Origin of the sequence: Eubacterium sp. F2 (assembly GCF_046244355.1) — a bacterium.
Taxonomy (GTDB): Bacteria; Bacillota; Clostridia; order Peptostreptococcales; family Anaerovoracaceae; genus Aminicella.
Map to the genome: position 1 here is coordinate 1,984,774 of NZ_CP176393.1, position 24,743 is coordinate 2,009,516.

The following is a 24,743-nucleotide window of genomic DNA, read 5'->3' on the forward strand; positions in this document are numbered from 1 at the left end:
GAGGAGCCAATGCTGGGATTGCCGAAATCTACGGAGTTTAACAAGCGAATTCCGAAACAGAAGTTTTATGATAACCTGACCGTCAGCCCGACACTCAAGCGGAGCTTTGTCGACCAGATACGAATTATTTACTGGGCGAATAAAATCGCGCCGTCAACTGTCAATCTGGCAGAAGGAAAGAATGTCACTGAGATAGAAGTATTCCATATCCGGCTCAATCAGGAAACACTCGATGAGAATGTGCTGAAGCAGATTGACCGGGAGATCCCGTATCATATTCTCTTTGTACTTGAGTACGACGGAAAATACAAAGCTGTGATGGGTTACAAGGAAGCCGCAGGCAGTGGCAAAGCTGTGTTCAAGGTTGACAGATACTATCAGACTGAGTGGCTACCGGAGACGGAGCTTCCGGTGCATTTGGAAGGATTGAATATTGATGCTGTCTACGAGAACTTCGTACGGCAAATTGCAGGAGACGTTCTGCAGGCCACTACGCCGCAGGAATCACTGAAGGAATCAGTTGCAAGGGACGACCGTAGAGATGCTTTGCAGAAGCAGATAAACAAGCTGCAGGCAAAGATCCGAAAGGAAAAGCAGCTGAACCGGCAGATGGAAATGAATACGGAACTCAAGAAGCTCAGGAAGGAATTGGAGGATTTGAATGGATGAACATGAACAAGAAGTAATGAAAATCCTTTCTCGCAGGACGTCAGATGGAAAACTCAGGAGTCGTGAAAGCAATACTGTGGAATTCAAGAAGTCGTTCAACATGGGGAGCGCAGCTGCATATGCAAAAACCATGGCTGCCTTTGCTAATAATACAGGTGGATACATTATTTTCGGTATCGAGGATTCTCCGAGAAGCATACTGGGGTTGAAGAATAACAACTTGGAAAATCTAAAACAGGAAAAGTTAACAGAAACCATTAATTCATATTTTGCTCCCGCCATAGACTGGGAAACAGGTACATTTGATATTGATGTTGAAAAGGTCGACGAGAATGGCGTGCCTGTAACAGAGTGTAAAAAAGTTGGCTGGATATACGCTTATGAATCCGATATTAAGCCAGTTATTGCGCTCAAAGACCATAGTCGCGAAAGTATAACCGCCGGAGACGTATTTTATAGATATCGGGCAAGAAATGGGAAAATAAAGCCTGCTGAAATGGAGAAAATCATTTCAGAGCGTATAACTCGTGAGCGCAAGAATCTATTGAAGGTGCTGGAAGTAATACGTAAAAGTGGCACAGCAAATCTCGGCATAGTCAATTATAGCAACGGCCATTTTTCAACTCCTTATGGAGTCGATGTTGCATTTGACCGTAGACTCGTTACACAGGTGTTGAGAAAGGCAAAATATATCAAGGAAGGCAGTTTTACTGAAACTGACGGAATCCCTGTTATCAAGGTTACTGGCAATATTGACCTTGCTGAAGAGGTTCCAGTTCCTGAAGGTAATCCTGATGATACACATCCATATATTCAAAAGCAGATGGCACAGAAACTTGGAATTACTACTCAGGATCTTTATGCCCTTATTTGGTACTTCAAGATGAAAGAATCGAAAAAGTATCACCTGGAGATAACAGTTTCAAGAAACGGTAAAACACATAAATTTTCAAATTTTGCACTTGAGTTTCTTCGAGAGAAACTCAAGGAGTTAGAGAATAACGAAGAGGAATTTGACAAGATTCGACAGGCTTATAAAAACCGTAACAAGCAGGAGGAAAAGAACAATGGATAAGATGAGAATGGAGTCAGAAGACATCCAGCAGGAAAACGTCGCGAAGATAGCCGCGCTGTTCCCAAACTGCGTCACCGAGGCGCGAGACGAGGACGGACATCTGAAGAAAGCAATTAATTTTGAGCTGTTAAAGCAGATGCTTTCTGACTCTGTAATTGACGGCGATGAGGCTTATGAATTTACCTGGGTAGGGAAGAAGGCGTCCATCGTGGAGGCGAACCGTCCTATTCGTAAAACACTCCGCCCGGTGAAAGAAGATAGCGTCAACTGGGACACGACTGAGAACCTCTATATCGAGGGAGACAATCTCGAAGTGCTCAAGCTCCTGCAGGAAAGCTATCTCGGCAAGGTCAAGATGATATACATCGATCCTCCCTACAACACGGGCAATGACTTTATCTACAACGACGACTTCAAAGTATCCAGCGAAGAATATGCAGATGAGTCCGGCCAAGTGGATGAAGAAGGTAACCGAATGTTTAAAAACACAGACTCCAATGGGCGTTTTCATTCGGATTGGTGCTCGATGGTTTATTCACGACTGTTAGTGGCCCGGAATTTTCTTACATCCGATGGCGTTATCTTCATTTCAATTGATGAGAATGAAAGCGGCACCCTCAAATTAATATGTGATGAAGTCTTTGGAGAGTCAAATTTTATCGCTCAGTTAGTATGGAGTGCCGGAAGAAAAAATGATTCAAAATACATATCTGTCTCGCATGAGTATATCTTTTGCTATTTTAAAGATGCTCAGTTCATAAAAGATCACAATATCGTTTGGCGCGAAAGAAAGGAAGGTCTAAATGACATATATGCCGAATTTGATTCACTAAAAAAACTCTATGGCACAGATTACGAGAGAATAAAAAACGAATTAAGAAATTGGTATAAAAACCTTCCAGATAGTTCGCCGGCCAAAGAACATGCGCATTATAACAAGGTGGATGAAAGAGGAATTTATTTTTCAGATAATATTTCATGGCCAGGTGGGGGCGGTCCCAAATATAACTTGTTACATCCAGTAACTGGTAAGCCAGTTAAAATTCCATCTCGAGGCTGGTTGACTAATGAGAAAACCATGCATGAGTGGATTAAACAAGGCAGGGTTGATTTCGGAAAAAACGAAACATACGTTCCAACATTAAAATCATATTTGAAGGATAGAGAATATACGGTTCCTTATAGTGTCTTTTATAAAGATGGAAGAGCTTCATCTAAACGTTTGGCAACGCTGATGGGAGATAAAGTTTTCGAGAATCCAAAGGATGAAGAAATCATTCAAAGGTTAATTGAGATGTGTGGTACTGATGACGGAGATATTGTCATGGACTTCTTTTCAGGTTCCGCTACAACAGCGCATGCTGTATTTCTGGCAAATCTCCATCAGAATAAGAGACGCAAGTTTATTCTCGTGCAATTACCGGAAACTATTGATCCATCGAAGTCGACTGCAGAGCGCAGTAAAAAGGTGGCTAAAAATGCAATAGCATTACTTGATAGCATAGATAAACCTCATAATATCTGCGAGATTGGTAAGGAGCGTATCCGTCGCGCTGCAAAGAAGATTCACGAGGACAATCCTGACGCAACGTTTGACGACGGCTTCCGTGTCCTGAAGCTCGACGATACAAACATGAATGATGTTTACTATGCGGCAGGGGATTATACGCAGGATCTTGTTTCTAGGCTTGAGTCTAACGTGAAGCCTGATCGAACCGATCTTGACCTTTTATTTGGATGCCTGCTTGATTGGGGACTTCCTCTGTCACTTCCTTACACTTCGGAAACAATTGACGGCTGCATGGTGCATACCTATAACGATGGGGATCTGATTGCATGCTTTGATGAAAACGTGCCGGAGTCGGTTATCAAGACCATTGCCAAACGTCAGCCGTTACGTGCCGTGTTCCGTGACTCTAGCTTCGCCAGCAGCCCGGAAAAGATCAATGTCGGCGAGATTTTCAAGCTGCTTGCGCCGGATACAAGAGTCAAGGTCATTTAAGGAGGTGGCAGAATGAAGCTGCAATTCAAGCATCAAAAGTTTCAGGCTGACGCCGCCAAAGCCGTCGTGGATGTTTTTGCCGGGCAGCCATACCTCACGCCCACTTACATGATGGATAGAGGAACCGGAACCTACCAGCTCGGCATGAACGAGGATGATGACTTCACGGGCTGGTCGAACGCAAAGATCGTGCCAGAACTGTCCGACGGACAGATACTTGAGCATATTCGGAAGATCCAGCGTGACGGGCAGATCGAGCCGTCAAAGTCGCTCGAGGGCAAATACAATCTGACCATCGAGATGGAGACTGGCGTCGGAAAAACTTATACCTACATCAAGACCATGTACGAGCTGAATAAGGCATACGGTTGGACGAAGTTCATCGTGGTCGTGCCGTCTATCGCCATCCGTGAGGGCGTTTACAAGTCGTTTCAGGTGACACAGGATCACTTTGCCGAGGAATACGGGAAGAAGATACGCTTTTTCATCTACAACTCCTCTCAGCTTACTGAGATAGACTGTTTTGCCTCCGACAGCTCCATCAATGTGATGATTATCAACTCGCAGGCGTTTAACGCCCGTGGAAAGGACGCGCGACGCATTTACATGAAGCTCGACGAGTTCCGTTCCCGCCGACCGATCGATATCATCGCCAAGACGAATCCGGTTCTGATTATCGACGAGCCGCAGTCTGTCGAAGGAAAGCAGACGAAGAAACGTTTGAAGGAATTCCATCCGCTTCTGACTCTGCGTTATTCTGCCACACCGAGGGAGTACTACAACCTGATTTACCGGCTCGACGCGATGGATGCCTACAACAAGAAGCTCGTAAAGAAGATCGCTGTCAAGGGCATCACAGAAAGTGGTACAACAGCCACAGAAAGTTTCGTTTATCTGGAAGGGCTGAACCTTTCCAAATCAGCTCCGACGGCAACCATACAGTTCGACTGCAAGCGCGCATCCAGAATCAAGCCAATGAGTGCCACAGTGACGGAGGGCTACAACCTCTTCGACCATTCCGGCGAGCTGCCCGAGTACCGGGACGGATTCGTGGTCAAGCGCATCGACGGCAGAGACGACTCTATCGAGTTCCTCAACGGTATCAAACTGTATGCTGGAGATGTGATTGGGAAGGTCGACGAGAACCAGTTACGCCGCATTCAGATAAGGGAAACTATCCTCTCGCATATCGAACGCGAGCGTGAGCTGTTCAATAAGGGCATAAAGGTACTTTCGCTGTTTTTCATTGACGAGGTAGATCACTATCGTGTATACGATAAGAACGGACAGCCTCAGAATGGTATCTTTGCCGACATGTTCGAGCAGGAATATGCGGATGTGGTCAAGAATATGCAACGGGAGTTTGAAGATGATGAATATATAAAGTATCTGGATTCAATTCCTGTAGAAAAGACTCATGCAGGATATTTTTCAATTGATAAAAAAGGACATATGATTAATGGAAAAGTAAAGAAGAAAGAGAAAACTTCAGACGATATAGATGCCTACGATTTAATCATGAAGAACAAGGAATTGTTGCTTGACCGCGATCCGAAGCGTTCGCCCGTGCGATTCATTTTCTCTCATTCTGCGCTGCGAGAAGGATGGGACAATCCGAACGTCTTTCAGATTTGTACACTGAAATCGTCAAGCAGTGAGGTTCGCAAACGTCAGGAAGTAGGACGCGGCATGCGTCTTGCCGTTAATCAGGATGGTGAGCGTCAGGATGCAAGCGTTCTTGGAAATGATGTACAGAACGTTAATGTGCTGACCGTTATTGCGAGCGAAAGCTATGAAAGCTTTGCTAAGGGCCTGCAGTCTGAAATTGCAGAAGACATCATCGATAGGCCTCGTGCGGTCACAAGGGATCTGTTTCTGAACCGTGTTGTCACGGACGACCATGGCAATGAGATGACGATTGATTCTGATACGGCTTCAGCAATTATGTACGAAATGACCGTCAATCGCTATGTGGATCGGAAAGGAATCCTCACAGACAAGTACTATGAGGACAAGGCAAATGGCGCTCTGAAGATGGCTGAGGAAGTCAAAGGATTCGAGGCAGCAGTCGTAGATATTGTTGACTCCATCTATGATGCCAAGGCAATGTCACCTGAAAATGCCCGCAGCAACAATGTGGAACTCAAGGTGGATGAAGAAAAACTGAACAGTAAGGAGTTCAAGGCTCTCTGGTCAAGAATCAATGCGAAATCCGTTTATGTGGTGGATTTTGATACGGATGAGCTTATCCGCAAATCAATCACAGCCCTCGACAGCAAGCTACGCGTGGCGAAGATTTATTTCAAGATTGAATCCGGCTCGATGGCGGAGATCAAATCGAAGGAGCAGCTGCGATCCGGCCAGGCATTTGCCAGGGATGCTTCATCTACTTTCGGAACAAAGCAGGCGATCGTAGCCAGCAAGAGCGTAACGTATGATCTTGTTGGAAGGATTGTGGAATCTACTGGGCTTACCCGGAAGGCTGTCATTCAGATTCTGACCGGCATTAATAAGGCTACGTTCGACCAGTTCAAGTACAATCCGGAGGAGTTTATCCTTAAGGCATCGCAGCTGATCAATGACGAAAAAGCGACTGCAATTATCGAGCATATCACCTACAGTGTGATGGATGACCACTACGGCACAGACGTCTTCACCGAGCCGACCATCAAGGGCAAGCTTGGCACAAACGCCATGAAAGCTAAGAAGCACCTGTACGACCATATCGTCTACGACTCGACGAACGAGCGCGACTTCGCATCGCAGCTCGATACGAGTACGGATGTTGCAGTCTACGTGAAACTGCCAGATGGATTCTACATTTCCACTCCGGTAGGGCATTACAATCCAGACTGGGCGATCGCTTTTTATGAAGGCTCCGTCAAACACATTTATTTTGTAGCGGAGACGAAGGGCTCGATGTCGTCGATGCAGCTTCGATTAATTGAGGAGTCCAAGATTCACTGCGCCAGAGAGCACTTCAAGGCAATATCGAATGACAGTGTCGTATATGATGTTGTAGATAGCTACAAGTCATTGATGGAAAAAGTGATGAAATAAGCGAGATAGTATAATTGGCATATAGTATAGATACTATGTTATGTGGAGCTGTTGTTGTGTTTATGGGGTTGGCTGTTTAATAGGATGGCAATGTGCAGAAGGAAAAAGATCAATGATTTGAGATAATTGCCGTATATTGCCATCCAATTCTATAAATGCAATTATGATTCATGAGGAAGGAGTTATGATTCTATGGAGATTAATAAGAAGACAATGGAACTGATTTGTCGTTTAGAGAGTATCATTGGTGATCAATGCAGCAATGATGATTCATATAATGGATGGACAAATGAATATGGCTGTGATTATCGGTATCCAGTTACTTATAATATCAGCGACACTGATAGTTCAAAGACGAGACGTATTGCACCTATATCAAACCCCAAATATATTAGAACATTACGATATAGATTTGGAGCTAATAAATTGTATATTGGTAATGGAATCATACAGGTATTGGAATATCTTGAAGATCGATATGGTATAGATTTTTCAGAACTTGAGAATAATAAGGATGAATGAGAGAAACAAATGCCAGGAATAATAAATGTTTGCTTAGGGATGTCGGAACTAAATCGAGAAGATAAAACCGTCCCAGTATATTATCAATCGACAGAAGAAAAAGTAATTGATATTTGTAATAAAGCTTTTCAAACTATTGAAAATAAAGAGCTTTACACGATAACTTTCGATTCGTATAATAATTTGGATAGTATAATGCGAAATGCAGATGTCTTTCCTTATATTATAAAAAACAATCATATTGAATGGATGGTTCCTTACAGTGAAGTCTCAATCAAAGATTTTTATAATATGAATGGTTGCGAGAATGGAGCTATTATCAAAGTAAATATAAGGAATCATTGTGGTGCAGGCTTCGGTGTTAGCATTCTTGACAATATTCTATCTTGGGTTCAGCATGGTATTCCATACTTAGATGCTATTAATAATATTGCAGGATGTGTTCAACTGGGCGTAATAATTGTAAGGACGATAAAAAAATGCTTTTGCAAGAAAAAAGTGAATAGTGATGTAAGTGATCAAAGCAACCTTATTCCCGTTCCATACGAAGTGGTTAAAGAAGCGATTACAAAAAAGATGTCATGGAATTTAGATCAATTAATGCAGTTTCTGGGAATAGAACAAAATGATCAAAATGTTAAGGTAATAATTATGTTACTTGATGATTTTGGATATGAAAAACAGGGAGATGTTTATTGCTATAAAAATCAGAACATTGCCAGGGACCATATTATAATGAGTAATAATGACTCTCAGATAAAACACTTATGCAAAGAAATAAATGATAAAATGTTCGTTTTAAGGATTTATTCTGAAATTACAGGCTTGGATTATTACCAATATGCACGTTATAATGTGGATCACTTTGTGCAAAGTTACGATGAGTTATTTGAGTATGTAGATGAACATTCAATTATCAGATGTAGTGCAGAAGCAGAAAGAAATCTTGATAAGGCTCTGAAAAATTCATGTATTGAAGATTCACAGATAGAAAAAGGCCAAGCGTATTACGATAATGGTCCAGGAAGATATTTATCGATTTTTCATGAAATAAATGTGCTTCGCCAATTGATCGAATCACTATGTAACTATCTTTTGTACGTTCAGGGATTTGATATAGATCAAGATGAAATATGTCTGACCGGTAATTATCTACAATGTTGAAACAAGCTGAATATGATCAGGAGGACTACACCATGATCAGACCAATCGTAAAAGATATCTTATTCCTCAGTCAGAAATCGGAGCCGGCGACTGCAAGTGACCTGCAGACTGCGCAGGATCTTCGGGATACGCTGGCCGCACACCGGGAGGAGTGTGTCGGTATGGCGGCGAATATGATCGGGGAGCTGAAACGGATGATCATCGTTTCCATGGGAATGATGGCTCTGGTGATGTTGAACCCGGTCATTCTGGAGCGGCGCGGCGAGTATGAGGCAGAAGAAGGCTGTCTGTCGCTGACCGGGACGCGTAAAACCAGACGTTTTCAGACGATCCGCGTCCGTTTTCAGGATACAGAGATGAAGGAGCACACACAGGAGTTCACTGGCTGGACGGCAGAAATCATCCAGCACGAGTGTGATTGCCTGGAAGGGAAGATTATATAGTTTTCAGTTAGCACCAAATAACATCAGAGTTTTTAACAGGAAAAATTACAGGGGATTGGTTATGGATCAGAGTTTTCAAATCAAGAAGAAGATTATCGAAGTGGCAGCGGGCAGGGAGCCTGCAGACCTGGTGCTGAAGAATGCGGTTTTTGTAAATGTATTTACAGGGAAGCTGCAGAAAGGTGATATTGCAATTACTCAGGGTGTGATTGCCGGGATCGGCGGATCCGGAAGATCAGGCGCATCCGGGGGAGATACCGGTTATCACGGCAGGACAGAGATTGATATGTCCGGGCAAGTGATATGCCCCGGCCTGATCGACGCGCATATCCACCTTGAAAGCTCGCTGGCCGCACCAGTTGAATTTGCAAAAGCGGTGATCCCCCATGGAACTACGGCAGTGATCACGGATCCTCACGAAATCGCTAATGTCATGGGAACTGCCGGAATCGATTACATGATGGAAGCCACATGCGGTCTGCCGCTGGATGTTTTTTTCATGCTTCCGTCCTGTGTTCCCGCCACTCCGATGGATGAATCCGGGGCATGCCTCAGCAGCCGTGATATCGCCAGATACTACAGTGATCCGAGAGTCCTGGGACTGGCGGAGATGATGGACTTTTTCGGAGTGGTAAAAGGAAATGAAGAATGCCTTCGCAAGCTGCTTGATGCGGAGGCTGGCGGAAGGATGATCGACGGTCATGCCCCGAGTCTTAAAGGGAAGGAGCTGAATGCATATATCGCTGCCGGGATTTCTACCGACCACGAGTGCTCAGACGTTGAAGAGGCGATGGAAAAAATAGAGCGCGGTCAGATGGTGATGATCCGCGAGGGTACTGCCGCGCATAATCTGGACGCGCTGATTCCTCTGCTCACCACTGGCTGCGCAGACCACTGCATGTTCTGTTCAGACGATAAGCATCCGTCAGATCTTCTCAGAAAAGGTCACATTGATGAGCTTATCAGGCGTTCGGTGGCAGCAGGAGTGGATCCAATACAGGCCATTAAAGCAGGGAGCTTCAACACGGCCCGTCATTTCCGGCTCTGTGACAGAGGAGCTATTGCCCCTGGATATCGGGCAGATCTTACGGTGGTCGATGATCTTGACGACTTCCATGTTGTTCAGGTCTTTAAAAATGGGCAGCTCGTATTTGATGAATCCGGCATGGGCAGCCGGGCGAACGAAGGAAGGACCCAGCTCGTGGAAATCACCCCTCCGGTCATCCGCAAAAGCCTGAATGATGCTGCCCATGACACCTTTCGGAATCAGTTTTTCCAGGAAGACGACTTCCGGGACAGCAAGACGAGAGCGGTTATAGGCACGGTGGACGGAGAAATACGCACGACCCGTCAGGGCTTCTCTGACAGGATACAGGTCGAAAATGATATCCTGAAAGTAGCAGTAATCGAAAGGCACCGCGGCAGCGGCCACTTCGGCATTGGCTATCTCCGGGGGTACGGACTGAGATCCGGGGCGGTTGCCACGAGTTTTTCCCATGATTCCCACAACATCATTGTGATAGGAACCAGCGATCGGGATATGGCAATGGCTGTAAACAGGCTCACGGAAAACCGCGGAGGGATCGTTGTTGAAAATGACGGAGAGATCCTGGGAGAAGTTAAGCTGGGAATCGCGGGACTCATGTCTGATGAGCCGCTTGAGGCGGTGGAACGAGAGTTGGAGTCTGCCAAGGCGGCAGCGAAGTCTCTCGGGGTAAATCCGGCCATCGATCCCTTTATGACTCTGAGTTTTCTCAGTCTGCCAGTGATACCGGAGCTGCGGATAACCACCAGGGGCGTTTTCGACGTAACCAATCAGAAGTATATCTGATATTATTATTTCCGGTCTGATATATTATATCCTTCAAAGGGGGACAAAAACCATGAACAAGGAAGATTGGTGTATACAAGCGCCACGGACGGGAAAGCGGGAACAGACTTGAATCTTAATCAGGGGAATAGTAGAATATAATTCATGTTCCAGTTTTGATGACATGTAAAACAGGATGAAACGAAGAACGGATGGGAATAGCTGGTTTTTAATATTTGATTATTCGGACACATTCCAAATGTAAATATGGAACAGGCAGCGTCTGCCCGGTATTAAAGTCTGTCATTTATTTGAATGGAGAAAGGGATTGAGAGGGTGATATTAAAGTTTGATTATTTGGCTCTAGCCATGATTATCCAAGCGTTTATCTTACTGTTATTTTTGTCGCGGAAAAGGCTCCCGGTCAGGGTGAGCAGGGAGTTCCTGTTGCTGGTGGTCGTGAATCTGGCTGCGATAGCGATAGATTCTCTGGCGCGCGGTGTGAATGATCACTGGGATCGTCAGGCGGTCTGGCTCATTGCAGTATGCAATGTAATGTATTATTTGGTGTTTATTCTGAGGGGGTTTATGTTCTTGGAATTTACGGCTGCCCTCTGTGAAGTCTGGAGGAAAAACTCTCTGTCATACTGGCTTGCTGTTTATGCTCCGATGATTGTGATGGAGCTGTTGGTCGTGATAAGTCCATTTACAGGATGGATCTTCTCAATTACGGAATATGGGGTTGTACATGGTCCGTTGTATGATGTGCTGAGCTGGCAGCTTCTGTATTGTCTTTTTTTGATGCTGGTAATGTTAGAACGCCGGGCGGAGCATGGGGGCGGACGAGACCGGACGACTGGCTATGTGTATACTGCGGCTCTTGCACTGGGGGTGTCCACGCGGATGGCCTTTCCCGAGGTTCCGGCAATGAGTCTGTTTTGTGTGTTCTCGACAGTGCTGATTTATCTTGGATATCTGAATCCGGAGTCGTTTATGGATTCCAGGCTGGATGTGTTTAATTATGCGGGCTGGAAATTGGTGCAGAAGGAGTATTTCCGAAAGAAGATCCATCGCGGATCACTTGTGGGGATCGTAGTCCGGAATTACAGTGAAATGCGGTACATTTACGGAGATAGACAGTTTGAAGCCGGGCTGAAGATGATTGGGCGGTATCTCAACCAGTGCTGCCGGGGACTGAATGTGTTCTACCTTGGTACGGGACATTTTGTCGTGCAGTCCTTCAACAGGTTCGATGAAGAGGTTGTTCTTGAGAGAATTGCATCGAGATTTACGCGTCGCTGGATGGATGAGCATGCAGATTTAAGTTTGTCTGTGGGAATGATCAGGCTGGAGAGGGACTGTATTCTGCCGGATGAGGAAACGGTGACGGGTTCCATTCGTTATGCATTCGAACAGGTCAGGAGGATGGTGTCACCGAGGATTGCTGTGATTAATGAACAGACGCTGCGTGAATACAGGCGAAAAACAGTGGTTCGAAAGGTTCTGAACAGTGCGGTAGATGAACATCGTCTCCAGATGTATCTTCAGCCGATTGTGTGCGCAGAGAATGAGGAAGTTGTGGGGTGTGAAGCCCTGGCACGGCTGGTCGATTTTAACGGAGAGATTGTTTATCCAGATGAGTTTATTCCGGCGGCGGAGCAGAATGGGATTATCATTCCTCTTGGTGAGCAGATGTTCCGGAAAGCGTGTGCGTTCATTGCGTCGGAACGGGTGAAACTCAGTCGGCTGGAATGGATTAATGTCAATTTGTCTCCGATTCAGTGCATGGACGATTCTCTGGCCGACCGTTTTCTGAAGATTATTCACGCACAGAATCTGGACGCAAGAACGGTGTACCTGGAAGTCACCGAGAAAGCGTTGACCGATGTTTCGCTTCTTCATAAACACATGGCGCGGCTTCAGGAGGAAGGCGTTTCCTTTGTGCTGGATGATTTTGGCAGTTTCTCGTCAAATCTTGACCGTCTCAAGGAGAATCCGTTCATGAGCATCAAGTTGGATCGAAAAATGGTCTGGAATTATTTCAAAAGTCCGGACAGTATTCTGCCGCACATCATCGCAGCTTGCCATGAAATGAACTTGACTGTTGTTGCAGAAGGTGTCGAGGATTCGTATATGGCAGAGACCCTGCGCATGCTCGGATGTGACTATTTCCAGGGCTATTACTATTCCCGTCCGATTCCGGCAGCGGAATTTCTGGAAAACTACTGTTAAATTTATTGATTGGATAATATTTACCCACCATTGGAATATTAATTTAAGGAACTCCATAAGTATTATGACGGGCTCGCGGGCGGTGTTTGTCTGATCACCGCTGACCATTCTGAGAAGATCCTGTTTATCAATGATAAGATACCGGGGATGTATGCCTGCGCGGATGAGGCTCAGTTTATGGAGCTGAGCGGAGGGACGTTTTACGGGATGATTGAGCGCAACGATTATCTGACGTTGACGGATCTGGCGGTTAGTCAGGGTGAGTTTAAGATGATCAGCTTTCATTATCAGAACCGGGATCAGCATTTCAGGTATGTAGAAGGATCGGTGAGCCGTATTCAGCTGGAAGACGGGCAAGAGAACACTTTTATTCATAATAAAAGCATCACACTGAAAGCAGGACTGGTTCTCTGGTATCGATATGGAAAAGGACCAGTACAGCAAGACGTTCAACCAGATCCCAGAGCCGGATATCGCCATTTCTATGGGCTGTGATGTCGGATGCCCGTACATCGGCCGCGCGTTCGATGAGAATTGGAACTTGGACGATCCTACAGGGAAGAGCGACGAGGCGTTTATCTCTGTCATCCGGGAAATCGAGAAGCGGGTGCTTCAGCTGAAACAGAGACTTGCGGAATAAGGCCGGGTAGTTGTGTTTTCAGACAAAAAGTTAACGCCTGAATGTGGTGCGGCAAGGAATAAATTTAACAGAGTGTAGAAAATAATTGACGGAACAGAAATATTTACAGGGGATCGTGTGTGATGGGCCTGTTTTAGGGTATAGTAATCTTACTGAGACAGGGTTCATCACTGTTATATACACATAGAAAATTATGAATATTGCGATGATTATGATCGTATAAAGGAGATGACATGATAAGCTAAGGAGGAAAAGATGGGTAGAATTATTAAAATCGAAAACGGAATAATCACTGTAGGCATGGAGGACGGAACTTTTCGGGAGATTCCTGAAGATGCAGTTAACTATGCAGATCCGAAAATCGGAGATCGGTTGAAAATATACATGAACGGAGATCAGGTGATCGCCGCAAAGGAGGAGCAGGGTACGGATCCTGGTAAAAATCCGGGAAAAGTAAAATGGATCGTCGCTGCGGTGATTCTGGCGCTTGCAATTGCTCTGGTCTGGGGCGCGGTTGAGCTGCATGAGGAAAGAATGGAACGCAAGTCCGCGGCCTCTTACACTCTGCATTCTGAGGATAGTGATGAAACCGATGCAGATGATGCGCAGACGTCTTCTGATCAGAAGACAGAACAAACGTCAGCGATTACCGCGGACACAAAGGCAAATGCGGTGCTGTATAATAATCACAAGGTGAAGATCCAGTTTATCAGCGCGAAGACCGGCAGCGATGAGGACGGTAAGGAATATCGCGTCATTCTGCAGGTAAAAAACAGCCGTTCAGAGCGAATCGAGCTGGATGAGGGACGATTCTACGCAGATAAAACGCGAGTAGATGTCAATGACGAAGGAGCGGATGAGGTTGCCGCCGGTGCGACGGGAACCTGGGTTCTGACTGTAGATGAAGAGGATCTGAAGGAGCGAAGCGTTGACAACTTCCGTAAACTGTCCGGCACGGTGTACGTCAGGAAAGCGGACCATGACCACGCAACTGCGGGAAAGGCCATCGCGGCGGTGAAATTAAATGTCGACTCAGCCATTTGGAAATAGCGGTCGAGCACCACGCTGTCGATGGAAAATGCATATGCGGAGAAAAGTGCTGAATCTGGCTTATGCAGAAAGCATTAGCGATTCCTGTGACGGATTTGGAAAAGCTCCAGCAAGCAGCAGGAATAATATGGATTGTACTAGTTCAGTTCGATTCAGTCAGATTACGGTATGGAACAACAGCCGGCATGGATGAGAATCTGTGCCGGCTGCCTTACGAAGAGAATGTAAAGAAAAGCATATATTACCACTTCCGCACTTTCCGATGCCATCTCTAAAGATCTGAAAAAGCGCGGCATGAAATTCGTCGGTTCTACAATTATCTACGCATACCTTCAGGCAGTAGGGGTGATTTTTTCTCACGAACCGGACTGGTTTATGGCGGATGTTCCTGATTCCATAATCTGAAAGACTGTAAGATATATAGACCCGGTCTCCGAGAGAGTACCTTCTCTACGATGCGTAGGCTGCGGAAGGGAACTGTGAGGCCCTTTTATTTCTCATGCACCGTCAGTTCCAGCACGTCCGGGCGGCTGTAATGTCCGCATGGATCGTGTTCCATGCGACTGGCCGGGACTTTCTGCATATCCAGATCGGCATAGAGGATCTCTTCCCGGTCCCAGACCACGTCCGTCACCGCATGTCCGAACGGATCGATGACGCAGCTTCCGCCGCGGCAGACGATCTCAGGAAGGGCCGCGATTTCTTCCGCTGCATACAGGTTATCAGGGTAATCCGTTTTTCGGATCAGCATATCCGCATTGATAAAGTAGCATTTTCCTTCAATCGCGATATGCCGGATGGTGTCCTGCCATTCCGGATTGTCGTTGGTGTTCGGAGAAATGTACAGGGAAATCCCTTTCTGGTAGAGCGCCGTTCTGGCCAGCGGCATGTAGCTTTCCCAGCAGATCAGATTGCCCATAGGTCCCCACGGCGTGTCCATAACTGGAAAATAGTCTCGGTCCGCGTCGCCCCAGACCACGCGTTCGCTTCCCGTTGGCTTGAGTTTCCGGTGGTTCATAACGTTTCCATCCGGGTTGATCATTAGATTAGAGTTATACAGGGTGCCGGTGACGGCATCGCGTTCGGAATAGCCGATGCTTAAGAAAACACCGAGTGATTTTGCCGCGTCAGCAAGCTGGCGGACTTCCGGGCCGTCTAGGGTGAGGGACTGGTCGTAATAGCGTTTCCAGTCTTTGCGGCCGTCTTCCTGTCTGCATCCGACCCGGAACCCGAACGTCATTCCGAACGGATAGCCGGGAATAAACAGCTCTGGGAATACGATGAGTTCCGCGCCGTTCTCTGCCGCCTCATGCAGTAGGCGCAGCGCTTTCTGAAGACTCTCTTCTTTATTGAATAAGACCGGGGAGGCCTGTACGACGGCGAGTTTGCAGGTGTCTTGTAATGTTTTCATAGTGGTTAAATTTTCTCCTTGCTGCTGTAGATTTTGTCGGGCGGGACAAAAAGAGAATGTGGCAAGGGGCTGCACGCAGGGGGCATTTCCTTGCCTGTCTCGTTTTGCCCGAGGGGATCAGCGGATCACCGGAGTATAGGTCTTTCCCATGGACCAGGCCATATCCCAGAACTGATATTCGTAGTAGCTGCAATCCAAGAGGATCTGGTCGAGTTTCCATCGCCGATCCCGCGAACAAACGGATGATCAAAATAAGTTTTCCAGACGGGCATCGCCTTCTGTTAGAAGCGTTCACTTGGTTTCATTTCAGAATCTCCTTTCACTTATATGCATGAATTCATTGTATCATAGAATTCAATCTGGCAAAAAGAAAAAGGATGATGTGTAAGACAAGGCTGCCGCTGCCGTTCGGCGGAATCGCAGCTGAACCAGATCCGAAGGAAAAGGAGGATATCAGTAAGAGAGTGGTGTTTGCGGTGTTATAGGTGTAAACCCCGGTTCCAGGCACCGGCTGCGTACAGTTCAAGAAAACTTGGGGATCTGTCAAGAAAAACTCCCGCTACCTCTTGACACCATCATACTAATATTCATCGCTTGACATTAAATTGCGCGCAATGTATAATAACTTTTGGTTTCTGAATCAGATACTTTGTCAGGAGCCTTAGTCCATGCATTCAGGTATGGACATTTTTTCATCATGTGAGGAGCCATGGAGCGATTCCGGAGAGTTCGGAAAGGAAGCTGAAAATGGATAATGAACGGCGGGAAAAAGTAATCGTAAAAACGAGTGTCATTGGCATACTGGCTAATGTATTTCTGGCGGGTTTTAAGGCGGCGGTAGGACTGGCATCGAATTCCATTGCGGTTATCCTGGATGCGGTGAATAATCTTTCTGATGCGCTGTCATCAATTATTACAATCGTGGGAACTAAACTCGCTTCCCGGCTTCCGGATAAGAAGCATCCTCTGGGATATGGAAGAATTGAATATTTAAGCGCCATGATTGTTTCCGGCCTTGTTCTTTATGCCGGCATCACTTCCGCAGTAGAATCCGTAAAAAAGATCATCCATCCGGTGAGAGCCAGCTACAGCATGACGGCATTGGTAATCATTGCCGTTGCGGTACTGGTAAAGATGATTCTCGGCCGCTATGTCAAAGCGCAGGGAAATAAGGTGAATTCCGGTGCGCTGATCGCTTCCGGTTCAGACGCAGCGTTTGATGCCGTGCTTTCACTGTCTGTTCTGGCATCGGCATTGATTTACAAATTTACGGGAATTTCCCTGGAAGCTTACGTTGGTGCCGTGATTTCCATCGTGATCATTAAATCCGGAATTGAAATGATGATGGAAACTCTGAATGAAATCATTGGAACTCGTGCAGATAAGTCTATGACAGATAGAGTAAAGGCGGTCCTGAATGCTGAGCCGCAGGTCAGAGGTGCATACGATCTGATATTATATAACTATGGTCCGGATAAGAATCTGGCTTCCGTACATCTGGAACTTCCGGATACCATGACCGTAGCTCAGGTTGACGCAATTACCCGGAAACTGGAGACTAAGGTCTATAAAGAAACGGGCGTAATTCTCGCCGGTGTCGGTGTCCATTCCTATAACACCAGAGGCGGAAAGGCAGCGGACATGGAACATGATATCCGCTGTATAGTTATGGCACACGACTGGGTCGTGCAGTTCCATGGTTTCTACCTCGATGACGAGGAGAAGAAAATCCGCTTCGATGCGGTCCTGAATTTTGATATCGACCGGAATGAGGGCCTGAAAATTCTCTACCAGGAAATATCAGAGAAGTATCCGGAGTATTCCATTACGATCACACCGGATATCGATGCGGCAGTGACCGTGTAAAGGACAACTGGGCATTTGAAACAGTCTATACAGAAAGAGTAACTCCTGTGAACATCCATTCAGCTGGATGAACACAGGAGTTTTTATCTTGCCGGGGTTATTTTGTCTAAGATGGAGCGTGCGCTGGAGGGAAAATGCATTTCAGCAAAATTACAGGACCTTTACAGATATTTTTCTTGTATTCATGAAAATCCGTAACATTTGTGACAGAAATATCTGTAAGTACATTGCTATAATGATAACAATCAGTGAGCAAGTGAACGGTATTTCTATGTTACGGTAAATATACCGGGAGGATTTTCAATGGGCTATGTATTAACCAGGGAGGGCTTCGACCAGGCGTTGGAGGCTCTGCGAGGAAAGTACCGGATTTTTGCGCCGGTCAGAAAAGTCGGAGAAGGCAGATTCGCTGATACCGATGTTGTCCGTTATGATTATGTGGACCGGCTGGAGGACATGGAACTGGATGTCCGGTCGGATTATTCTTTTAAAGATGTCCTGATCCCGCTTTCTGAAACGATGTTTTTCTTTACAGAGGATCAGATCAGGGAGTCAGAGTATGACGCGGCTCCAGTCATTGTACTGCTGAGAAGCTGCGACATCCACGCCGTAAAGAGACTGGACCAGATGTATCTGGACAATGGACCGGATAAGGATTATTTCTACGAACGCCTTAGAGAGCGTGTAAAGTTCGCGCTGATCGGATGCGGAAAGGCTTGTGAGAACAGCTTCTGCGTGGACATGGGAGCTAATAAGACAGAAGACTATGTATTCTCGATGGATGTGATCGGGGACAAAGTTTACACAGACGTAAAAGAGCAAGAGTTAGAGTCTGTTTTCCGTGATCACGCGGATAGCCAGAAAGAAGTAACTCCTCAGTTCGTAACAGAAACTGAATATCATGTTGAACGGCCGGAAGAAGTTCCGCTGAGCATTTTCCACGATGAAATGTGGGATGAGTACAGCAAGCGCTGCATCAACTGCGGACGCTGCAATTTCGTGTGTCCTACCTGCACCTGCTTTACGATTCAGGATCTGTTCTATACAGATAACGGAAAGGTCGGAGAGCGCAGAAGAGTCAATGCGTCCTGCATGGTAGACGGATACACGGATGTTGCCGGAGGCCTGCAGTTCAGAAAGGCCAACGGAGAAAGAATGAGATTTAAGGTTCTTCATAAGGTCTATGATTTCAGAAAGCGTTTCGGCTATGACATGTGCGTGGGATGCGGACGCTGCGACAGCGTATGTCCGGAGTACATCTCCTTTGCAAATTGTATTAATAAGCTGAACAAGCGTGTAAAAGAACTGGAGGTGGAATAAATGCCGGGCAAGAATGAATATATCCCGATGCCTTCGAAGATTCAGGACATCATTAAGCATACCCCTGAGGAGTGGACCTTCCGCTTCACTTATGTCGGACCGGTCAAGCCGGGTCAGTTTTTCCAGGTTTCGATTCCGAAGGTTGGAGAGTCACCGATTTCCGTCAGCGGAATTGGCGATGATTTTGTCGATCTGACGATCCGAAGAGTTGGAAAGGTAACAGACTATCTGTTTGATAACTATAAAGCAGGAGATTCACTCTTTATCAGAGGACCTTACGGAAACGGTTTTGATGTAGAGGATTACGCAAAGGGTGAAATGATCATCGTTGCTGGAGGAACCGCTGTTTCCCCGGTCAGAGGCGTTGTACAGTATCTCTGCAAGACCGATCACCCGGAGGATACCCATTTCATCGCCGGCTTCAAGAATCCGGGCGAGATCATGTTTAAGAAGGACTTTGAAGAGTGGAAGGATATCATTGACCTTACACTGACCGTAGACGGTGCGCCGGAAGGATATGAAGGCAATGTCGGAATGGTAACAAAATACATTCCGGATGTCCCGATCCGCGACATCGATTCCTGCAAAGCGATCGTTGTCGGACCGCCGCCGATGATTAAGTTTTCTATTATCGAACTCGTAAAACTCGGATTAAAAGAAGACAATGTTTGGATTTCTGATTCCAGAAGAATGTGCTGCGGCATGGGAAAGTGCGGACACTGCAGAATCAACGATAAGTATGTCTGCATCGACGGACCAGTATTCCGCTACACTGAGCATAAGACTCTTGTCGACTAATTGGAAAGGCGGTGAATTCATTGGAAACCAATACTAGAGATTTCAATATGAAGCAGCTGAAGAAGAATGCCTACCGCTATTCTAAGGTCAGAGGCGAGACGGCATCCCGTGTCCGCTGTCCTGGCGGAGAGATCGACGTAGAATCCCTTCAGCGTGTCGTAGATATTGCAAAGAAATACGGTCAGGGAATGGTCAACCTTACCAACCGTCAGGGCTTCGAAATCCCGGGAATTTCTCTGGAAGATGTCGATGAAGTGAACAAGGCATTGCAGCAAATCATTGAAAACAGCGGTGTTAATCAGGAAGAGTATGAGGGCGGATATCCGGCTTCAGGAACCAGAAATGTCGTTGCCTGCCCGGGTAAGAAACTCTGCCCGTTCGGATGCTACGATACCAAGGCATTCGCACAGGAAATCGATAAGGCAATTTTCCCGAATGATCACCATGTAAAGATTGCGTTTACTGGATGCTCCAATGACTGTGCCCATGTCCGCCTGAACGACTTCGGCATCATGGGTCAGACGGAACCGCAGTACAACAGGGACCGCTGCGTCGGCTGCGAGCAGTGTGTGAAATACTGCAAGAAACGTTCTGTCGGTGCTCTGAAGGTTGTCAACGGAAAGATCGAGCGTGATACGAATAAATGCATCGGCTGCGGCGTCTGCATTAATTACTGCCCGACCAGAGCCTGGACCAGAAGCAAGGAAGAATATTTCCGCGTCGTTCTGCTGGGCCGTACCGGAAAGAAGAATCCGCGTCTTGCAGAAGACTTCATGAAGTGGGCAGACCACGATACGGTTAAGAAGATCATTGTAAATGTTTATGATTACCTTGATAAATATCTGGACAGAGATGCTGTAGAGAGCAAGGAGCATATCGGCTACATTGTTGACCGTACAGGTTTCGAGGAGTTCCTGAAGTACATCATGAGAGATGTTACACCAAATCCGAAGTGCGAGATTCAGGGACGTCTGTATTGGGGAGGAAAGCGCTACGACCAGACCAATGAGCTGCGTCACTCCATGTTCCGTTTCTCAGAAAGAGAAGAGTAGGTTATTTAAGAGGTTTTCCGGGCTCGTCGTATGTGGCCGGAACAGCCCATTCAAGTTAACAGGCGTATATGTGTTTAATCACCTGGTTTCTGGTGCATGAAATCAGAAATGCGGTTAAGCATTTATATTTTTTCAGGCAGACGGACGGCCCCCCTTGCTCGTCTGCCTTTTGTCTATGGGAAGGTTATATGAAGAAAGTTCTGGCAAAATTGCATCGTGAAGCTGCGGAAAAGCTTACATCTTGTACACTCTTCCGGGAAATGACTCCGGATGATATCTGGAATTGTTTCAACTGCAGCGGGGCGGAAATCGTGACCTATGAGAAGGGAGAATTTATTTTCTCGGAAAATGAGACGCCGCAGAAAATGTTCCTGCTTGTGAGCGGTTCTGTCTTTCTCGGAAGAGACAGTTCAGGCGGGAGGCGAGAGATTATCGCGTCATTTTCAAATTCCGGTGATATACTGGGAGCGGAAGATCTGTTCCTGCGGGAACCGGAGTATTCCTGTTATGCGCAGGCGGTACGGAAATCGAAGCTGATTCAGCTGCCGGGGGACTTTCTGATGCATACCTGTGTGAATGCGTGCAGTTATCACTCTAAATTGATTTCGAATATGCTATATGTGTTCGCATGGAAAACCAAGCAGCAGGATGAACGGCTGGAGATTATGAGCGGGGGATCCATCCGTCAGAAAATCGCGAAGATGCTGGTGATCTGGACGCATGGAAGCGCTGAGACTCCGGTAGCGATGAATCGCGAGAGAATGGCAGAGTACCTCAATGTCGCCAGGCCGTCGCTTTCCCGCGAGCTGATGAAAATGAGGGATGACGGTCTGATCAAGCTTAAAGATAAACGGATTTATATCGCAGACAGCGAGGCGCTGAAAAAACTGATTTAGGAAAATCCGAGGAGGTAAATGGTGAACAGTTTAGATGAAATCGTAGAGAAATTAAAGGAAGATGAACGGAATCAGTCCTATACAGAGAGGGGAATCTCACCGATATTCCAGATCAGTCCCAAGGCCCGCATCCTGATTATCGGCCAGGCGCCGGGGAAAAAGGTTGAGGAGACAGGAATTCCATTTAATGATAAATCCGGCGAACGTCTGATGGACTGGATGGGAATCAGCCGGGATGTATTCTATTCCGAGAAAGTCGCCATCATGCCAATGGATTTCTATTATCCGGGAAAAGCCAAAACCGGCGACCTGCCGCCGCGTCCCTTCATCGCAAAAGAGTATCATAAGGCGCTGCGCAGTGAAATGCCGGAAATCGGCCTGACCATTCTGAGCGGCGGCTATTCCACACACTACTATCTGAAAAGAAGAGAGCAGAAAAACCTGACGGAAACTGTAAAAGCTTTTCGCGATTACCTTCCGGAATTTTTCCCGATCGTTCACCCGAGCCCGCTGAATAACATCTGGCTAAAGAAAAATCCGTGGTTTGAGGAAGATGTTGTGCCGGAGCTCAGAAAGAGGGTCAAGGCTGTGCTGGAGAAAGGAATATATTAATTTATGAAACTAATGATTGCCTCAGATATACATGGATCCGCGTATTACTGCAGAATGCTGATGGAAGCATTTAAAGAGGAAGGGGCAGACCGGCTTCTTTTACTTGGCGACATTCTCTATCACGGTCCGCGCAACGATCTCCCGAAGGACTACGCACCGAAAGAAGTATTTGCGATGCTGAATGAGCAGAAATCAAAGATATTCGCTGTCCGCGGAAACTGCGACACGGAAGTGGATCAGATGGTGCTGGAATTTCCGATCATGGCAGAATATGCAGTATTTTCAGCCGGCAGTCATCTGATTTATGCATCTCACGGCCATCATTATAATCAGCATAACCCGCTGCCATTTCAGAAAGGGGACATCATGCTCTGCGGGCATACCCATGTTCCGGCCTGGGAAGATTTTGGACAGGATAATATTTACCTGAATCCGGGATCTGTTTCCATTCCTAAGGACGGCAGCCCGAACAGCTATATGACGCTGGAAAATGAGACCTTTATCTGGAAAAACCTGGAGAACGGTGGAGAGTACCATCTGCTGGAGCTGGACAATTAGTTAATGCACGGAATGCTGGCTGAGCAGCGTCCGGACATCTGTACCGATTTAAGGATTTGCTGTCGGAGCCGCTGATATTTCAATCAGGACAACATTCCGCAGAAAGATGAAAAGAAGCGGCGATAATCGATTCAGAATGGAGATAAGAAAATAATGACAGAAACAACAGAACGCATTCTACAGATGATTCAGCAGAGTCCGACAGCTTTTCATGCCGTTGAAACCGTAAGGAATGAGCTGAAAGAGCGGGGCTTTATCCGTCTGCAGGAAACTCGTCCGTGGGCCCTGCAGCCCGGCGGCCGCTACTATGTCATCCGGAATCATTCTTCGGTAATTTCTTTCCGGATGCCGGAGAAAAAGCCGCGCAGTTTCCGCGTTACCGCAAGTCACAGCGACTCGCCATGCTTCAAGCTGAAGGCGGATCCTGAGATGCAGGCATCCGGCGCCTACATTAAGTTGAACGTGGAGCGTTATGGGGGCATGATTATCCGGAGCTGGCTCGACCGGCCTCTTTCCCTTGCCGGGCGGATTTTTGTCCGGGAAGATGGCGGCCTCCGCGAAAAACTGGTAAATATCGACCGCGACCTTCTGATGATTCCGTCTCTGGCGATTCACATGGACCGGAAGGTGAACCAGGGACAGTCGCTGAACCTGCAGACCGACATGCTTCCTGTAGTTTCCTCATTTGGGGAGAAAGGCCGTGAAGATGAAGCGGCGGAAGGAAAGGTAAAGGCGCTTCTGGCAGAAGAAGCCGGCCTTCCGGCAGAAGACATCCTTGGCGGGGATATTTTTGTCTATAACAGGATGAAGCCGATCGTCTGGGGAGAGAATCAGGAGTTCATCTCTTCAGGAAGACTGGACGATCTGGAGTGTTGTTTCACGACGCTGCTGGGATTTACGGACGCTGCGGAAAAGGATCTGGAAGACGTGGTCCGCATGCATGCGGTGTTCGACAATGAAGAAGTCGGAAGCGGAACGGCCCAGGGCGCGGACTCGACCTTCCTGCAGGATGTCATGACGAGAATCGCAGAAGCCTGCGGCTGTTCCCGTGACGAGTTCCTGGCTGCCGCGGCCGCCAGCCTCATGCTGTCCTGCGACAATGCCCACGCCGTCCACCCGAACCACGCAGAAAAGGCGGACCCGGTGAACCGTCCCCGCATGAATCACGGCATTGTGCTGAAGTATGACGCCAGCCAGAAATACACGACCGACGGATTTTCCGGTGCTTACGTGAAACTCCTCTGCGAACAGCAGGGCATTCCGGTGCAGGTCTTCACTAACCGCTCCGACATGCCGGGCGGGTCCACGCTGGGAAACATTTCCCAGGCACACGTTTCCATGCGCACTGCGGATATCGGCCTTCCGCAGCTGGCCATGCACTCCGCTTATGAAACTGCAGGCGCCCGGGACCCGGAATATCTCCGCCGCCTCGCATCCGCATTTTTTATCGCCCAGCCGCTTGATTTCTCAGAGGTTGACGCATGAACCCGGACAAAAAAGAAAAGGCAAGGGAATTAACGCCTGCCGAAAAACGCCGGATGGATCACTTTCGTGAAATCAGTA

At 46.9% G+C, this 24,743-nt stretch carries 19 protein-coding genes and 2 pseudogenes; 20 read left to right on the plus strand and 1 reads right to left on the minus strand.

What is annotated here, in order from left to right:
* The first annotated feature begins 9 nt into the window (after nt 1-9).
* The 12 genes and pseudogenes from ACI77B_RS08610 to ACI77B_RS08665 all read left to right on the plus strand — a co-directional run.
* Nucleotides 10-669, plus strand: coding sequence for a DUF4391 domain-containing protein (locus ACI77B_RS08610; RefSeq protein WP_409336435.1), 660 nt, complete (start codon nt 10-12; stop codon nt 667-669).
* Nucleotides 662-1,744 (plus strand): ATP-binding protein, encoded by a 1,083-nt coding sequence (locus ACI77B_RS08615; RefSeq protein WP_409336436.1) that lies wholly within the window; start codon nt 662-664, stop codon nt 1,742-1,744. Before ACI77B_RS08610 ends, ACI77B_RS08615 begins: the two co-directional genes overlap by 8 nt.
* Entirely contained in the window at nt 1,737-3,746 is a 2,010-nt protein-coding gene (locus ACI77B_RS08620; RefSeq protein WP_409336437.1) for a site-specific DNA-methyltransferase, read from the plus strand. The genes ACI77B_RS08615 and ACI77B_RS08620 overlap by 8 nt, the downstream gene beginning before the upstream one ends.
* Nucleotides 3,747-3,758: 12 nt before the next feature.
* On the plus strand, nt 3,759-6,806 hold the full coding sequence (locus ACI77B_RS08625) for a type III restriction-modification system endonuclease (protein WP_409336438.1): 3,048 nt from the start codon (nt 3,759-3,761) through the stop codon (nt 6,804-6,806).
* A gap of 192 nt (nt 6,807-6,998) precedes the next feature.
* Nucleotides 6,999-7,328, plus strand: a complete 330-nt coding sequence (locus tag ACI77B_RS08630; RefSeq protein WP_409336439.1) for a hypothetical protein — start codon at nt 6,999-7,001, stop codon at nt 7,326-7,328.
* Between the two features lie 9 nt (nt 7,329-7,337).
* A complete protein-coding gene (locus ACI77B_RS08635) occupies nt 7,338-8,492 on the plus strand; it encodes a hypothetical protein (protein WP_409336440.1) in 1,155 nt (384 codons plus the stop codon).
* A gap of 32 nt (nt 8,493-8,524) precedes the next feature.
* Nucleotides 8,525-8,935, plus strand: coding sequence for a peptide deformylase (locus tag ACI77B_RS08640; RefSeq protein WP_409336441.1), 411 nt, complete (start codon nt 8,525-8,527; stop codon nt 8,933-8,935).
* Between the two features lie 61 nt (nt 8,936-8,996).
* Nucleotides 8,997-10,766, plus strand: a complete 1,770-nt coding sequence (ade, locus tag ACI77B_RS08645; protein WP_409336442.1) for an adenine deaminase — start codon at nt 8,997-8,999, stop codon at nt 10,764-10,766.
* A gap of 789 nt (nt 10,767-11,555) precedes the next feature.
* Nucleotides 11,556-12,977, plus strand: coding sequence for an EAL domain-containing protein (locus tag ACI77B_RS08650; protein ID WP_409336443.1), 1,422 nt, complete (start codon nt 11,556-11,558; stop codon nt 12,975-12,977).
* A gap of 412 nt (nt 12,978-13,389) precedes the next feature.
* Nucleotides 13,390-13,617 (plus strand): annotated as a pseudogene (locus tag ACI77B_RS08655) (arsenate reductase ArsC); the annotation flags it as partial.
* Nucleotides 13,618-13,872: 255 nt separating this feature from the next.
* Complete coding sequence (locus ACI77B_RS08660) at nt 13,873-14,667, plus strand: hypothetical protein (RefSeq protein ID WP_409336444.1); 795 nt, start codon at nt 13,873-13,875, stop codon at nt 14,665-14,667.
* A gap of 243 nt (nt 14,668-14,910) precedes the next feature.
* Nucleotides 14,911-15,072 (plus strand): annotated as a pseudogene (locus ACI77B_RS08665) (DNA-3-methyladenine glycosylase I); the annotation flags it as partial.
* 85 nt (nt 15,073-15,157) lie between these two features.
* Here the strand turns inward: ACI77B_RS08665 and ACI77B_RS08670 are convergent.
* The gene (locus ACI77B_RS08670; RefSeq protein WP_409336445.1) at nt 15,158-16,078 is read right to left on the minus strand and encodes a carbon-nitrogen hydrolase family protein; all 921 of its coding nucleotides are present in this window, start codon (nt 16,076-16,078) and stop codon (nt 15,158-15,160) included.
* Nucleotides 16,079-16,825: 747 nt separating this feature from the next.
* Between ACI77B_RS08670 and ACI77B_RS08675 the strand changes: the two genes are divergently transcribed.
* From ACI77B_RS08675 to ACI77B_RS08710, 8 genes are all read left to right on the plus strand, one after another.
* Nucleotides 16,826-17,944, plus strand: coding sequence for a cation diffusion facilitator family transporter (locus ACI77B_RS08675; RefSeq protein ID WP_409336446.1), 1,119 nt, complete (start codon nt 16,826-16,828; stop codon nt 17,942-17,944).
* A gap of 303 nt (nt 17,945-18,247) precedes the next feature.
* Nucleotides 18,248-19,264, plus strand: a complete 1,017-nt coding sequence (gene asrA / locus ACI77B_RS08680; protein WP_409336447.1) for an anaerobic sulfite reductase subunit AsrA — start codon at nt 18,248-18,250, stop codon at nt 19,262-19,264.
* Entirely contained in the window at nt 19,265-20,062 is a 798-nt protein-coding gene (asrB, locus tag ACI77B_RS08685) for an anaerobic sulfite reductase subunit AsrB (protein WP_409336448.1), read from the plus strand.
* A gap of 47 nt (nt 20,063-20,109) precedes the next feature.
* Nucleotides 20,110-21,114 (plus strand): sulfite reductase subunit C, encoded by a 1,005-nt coding sequence (asrC, locus tag ACI77B_RS08690; RefSeq protein WP_409336449.1) that lies wholly within the window; start codon nt 20,110-20,112, stop codon nt 21,112-21,114.
* Between the two features lie 188 nt (nt 21,115-21,302).
* On the plus strand, nt 21,303-22,010 hold the full coding sequence (locus tag ACI77B_RS08695) for a Crp/Fnr family transcriptional regulator (protein WP_409336450.1): 708 nt from the start codon (nt 21,303-21,305) through the stop codon (nt 22,008-22,010).
* 18 nt (nt 22,011-22,028) lie between these two features.
* Nucleotides 22,029-22,622 carry a uracil-DNA glycosylase family protein gene (locus ACI77B_RS08700; protein ID WP_409336451.1) on the plus strand — a complete coding sequence of 198 codons (594 nt, stop codon included), beginning with the start codon at nt 22,029-22,031 and terminating at the stop codon, nt 22,620-22,622.
* Between the two features lie 3 nt (nt 22,623-22,625).
* A complete protein-coding gene (yfcE, locus tag ACI77B_RS08705; RefSeq protein WP_409336452.1) occupies nt 22,626-23,180 on the plus strand; it encodes a phosphodiesterase in 555 nt (184 codons plus the stop codon).
* Between the two features lie 153 nt (nt 23,181-23,333).
* Nucleotides 23,334-24,665, plus strand: a complete 1,332-nt coding sequence (locus ACI77B_RS08710) for a M18 family aminopeptidase (RefSeq protein WP_409336453.1) — start codon at nt 23,334-23,336, stop codon at nt 24,663-24,665.
* The last annotated feature ends 78 nt before the right edge of the window (nt 24,666-24,743 follow it).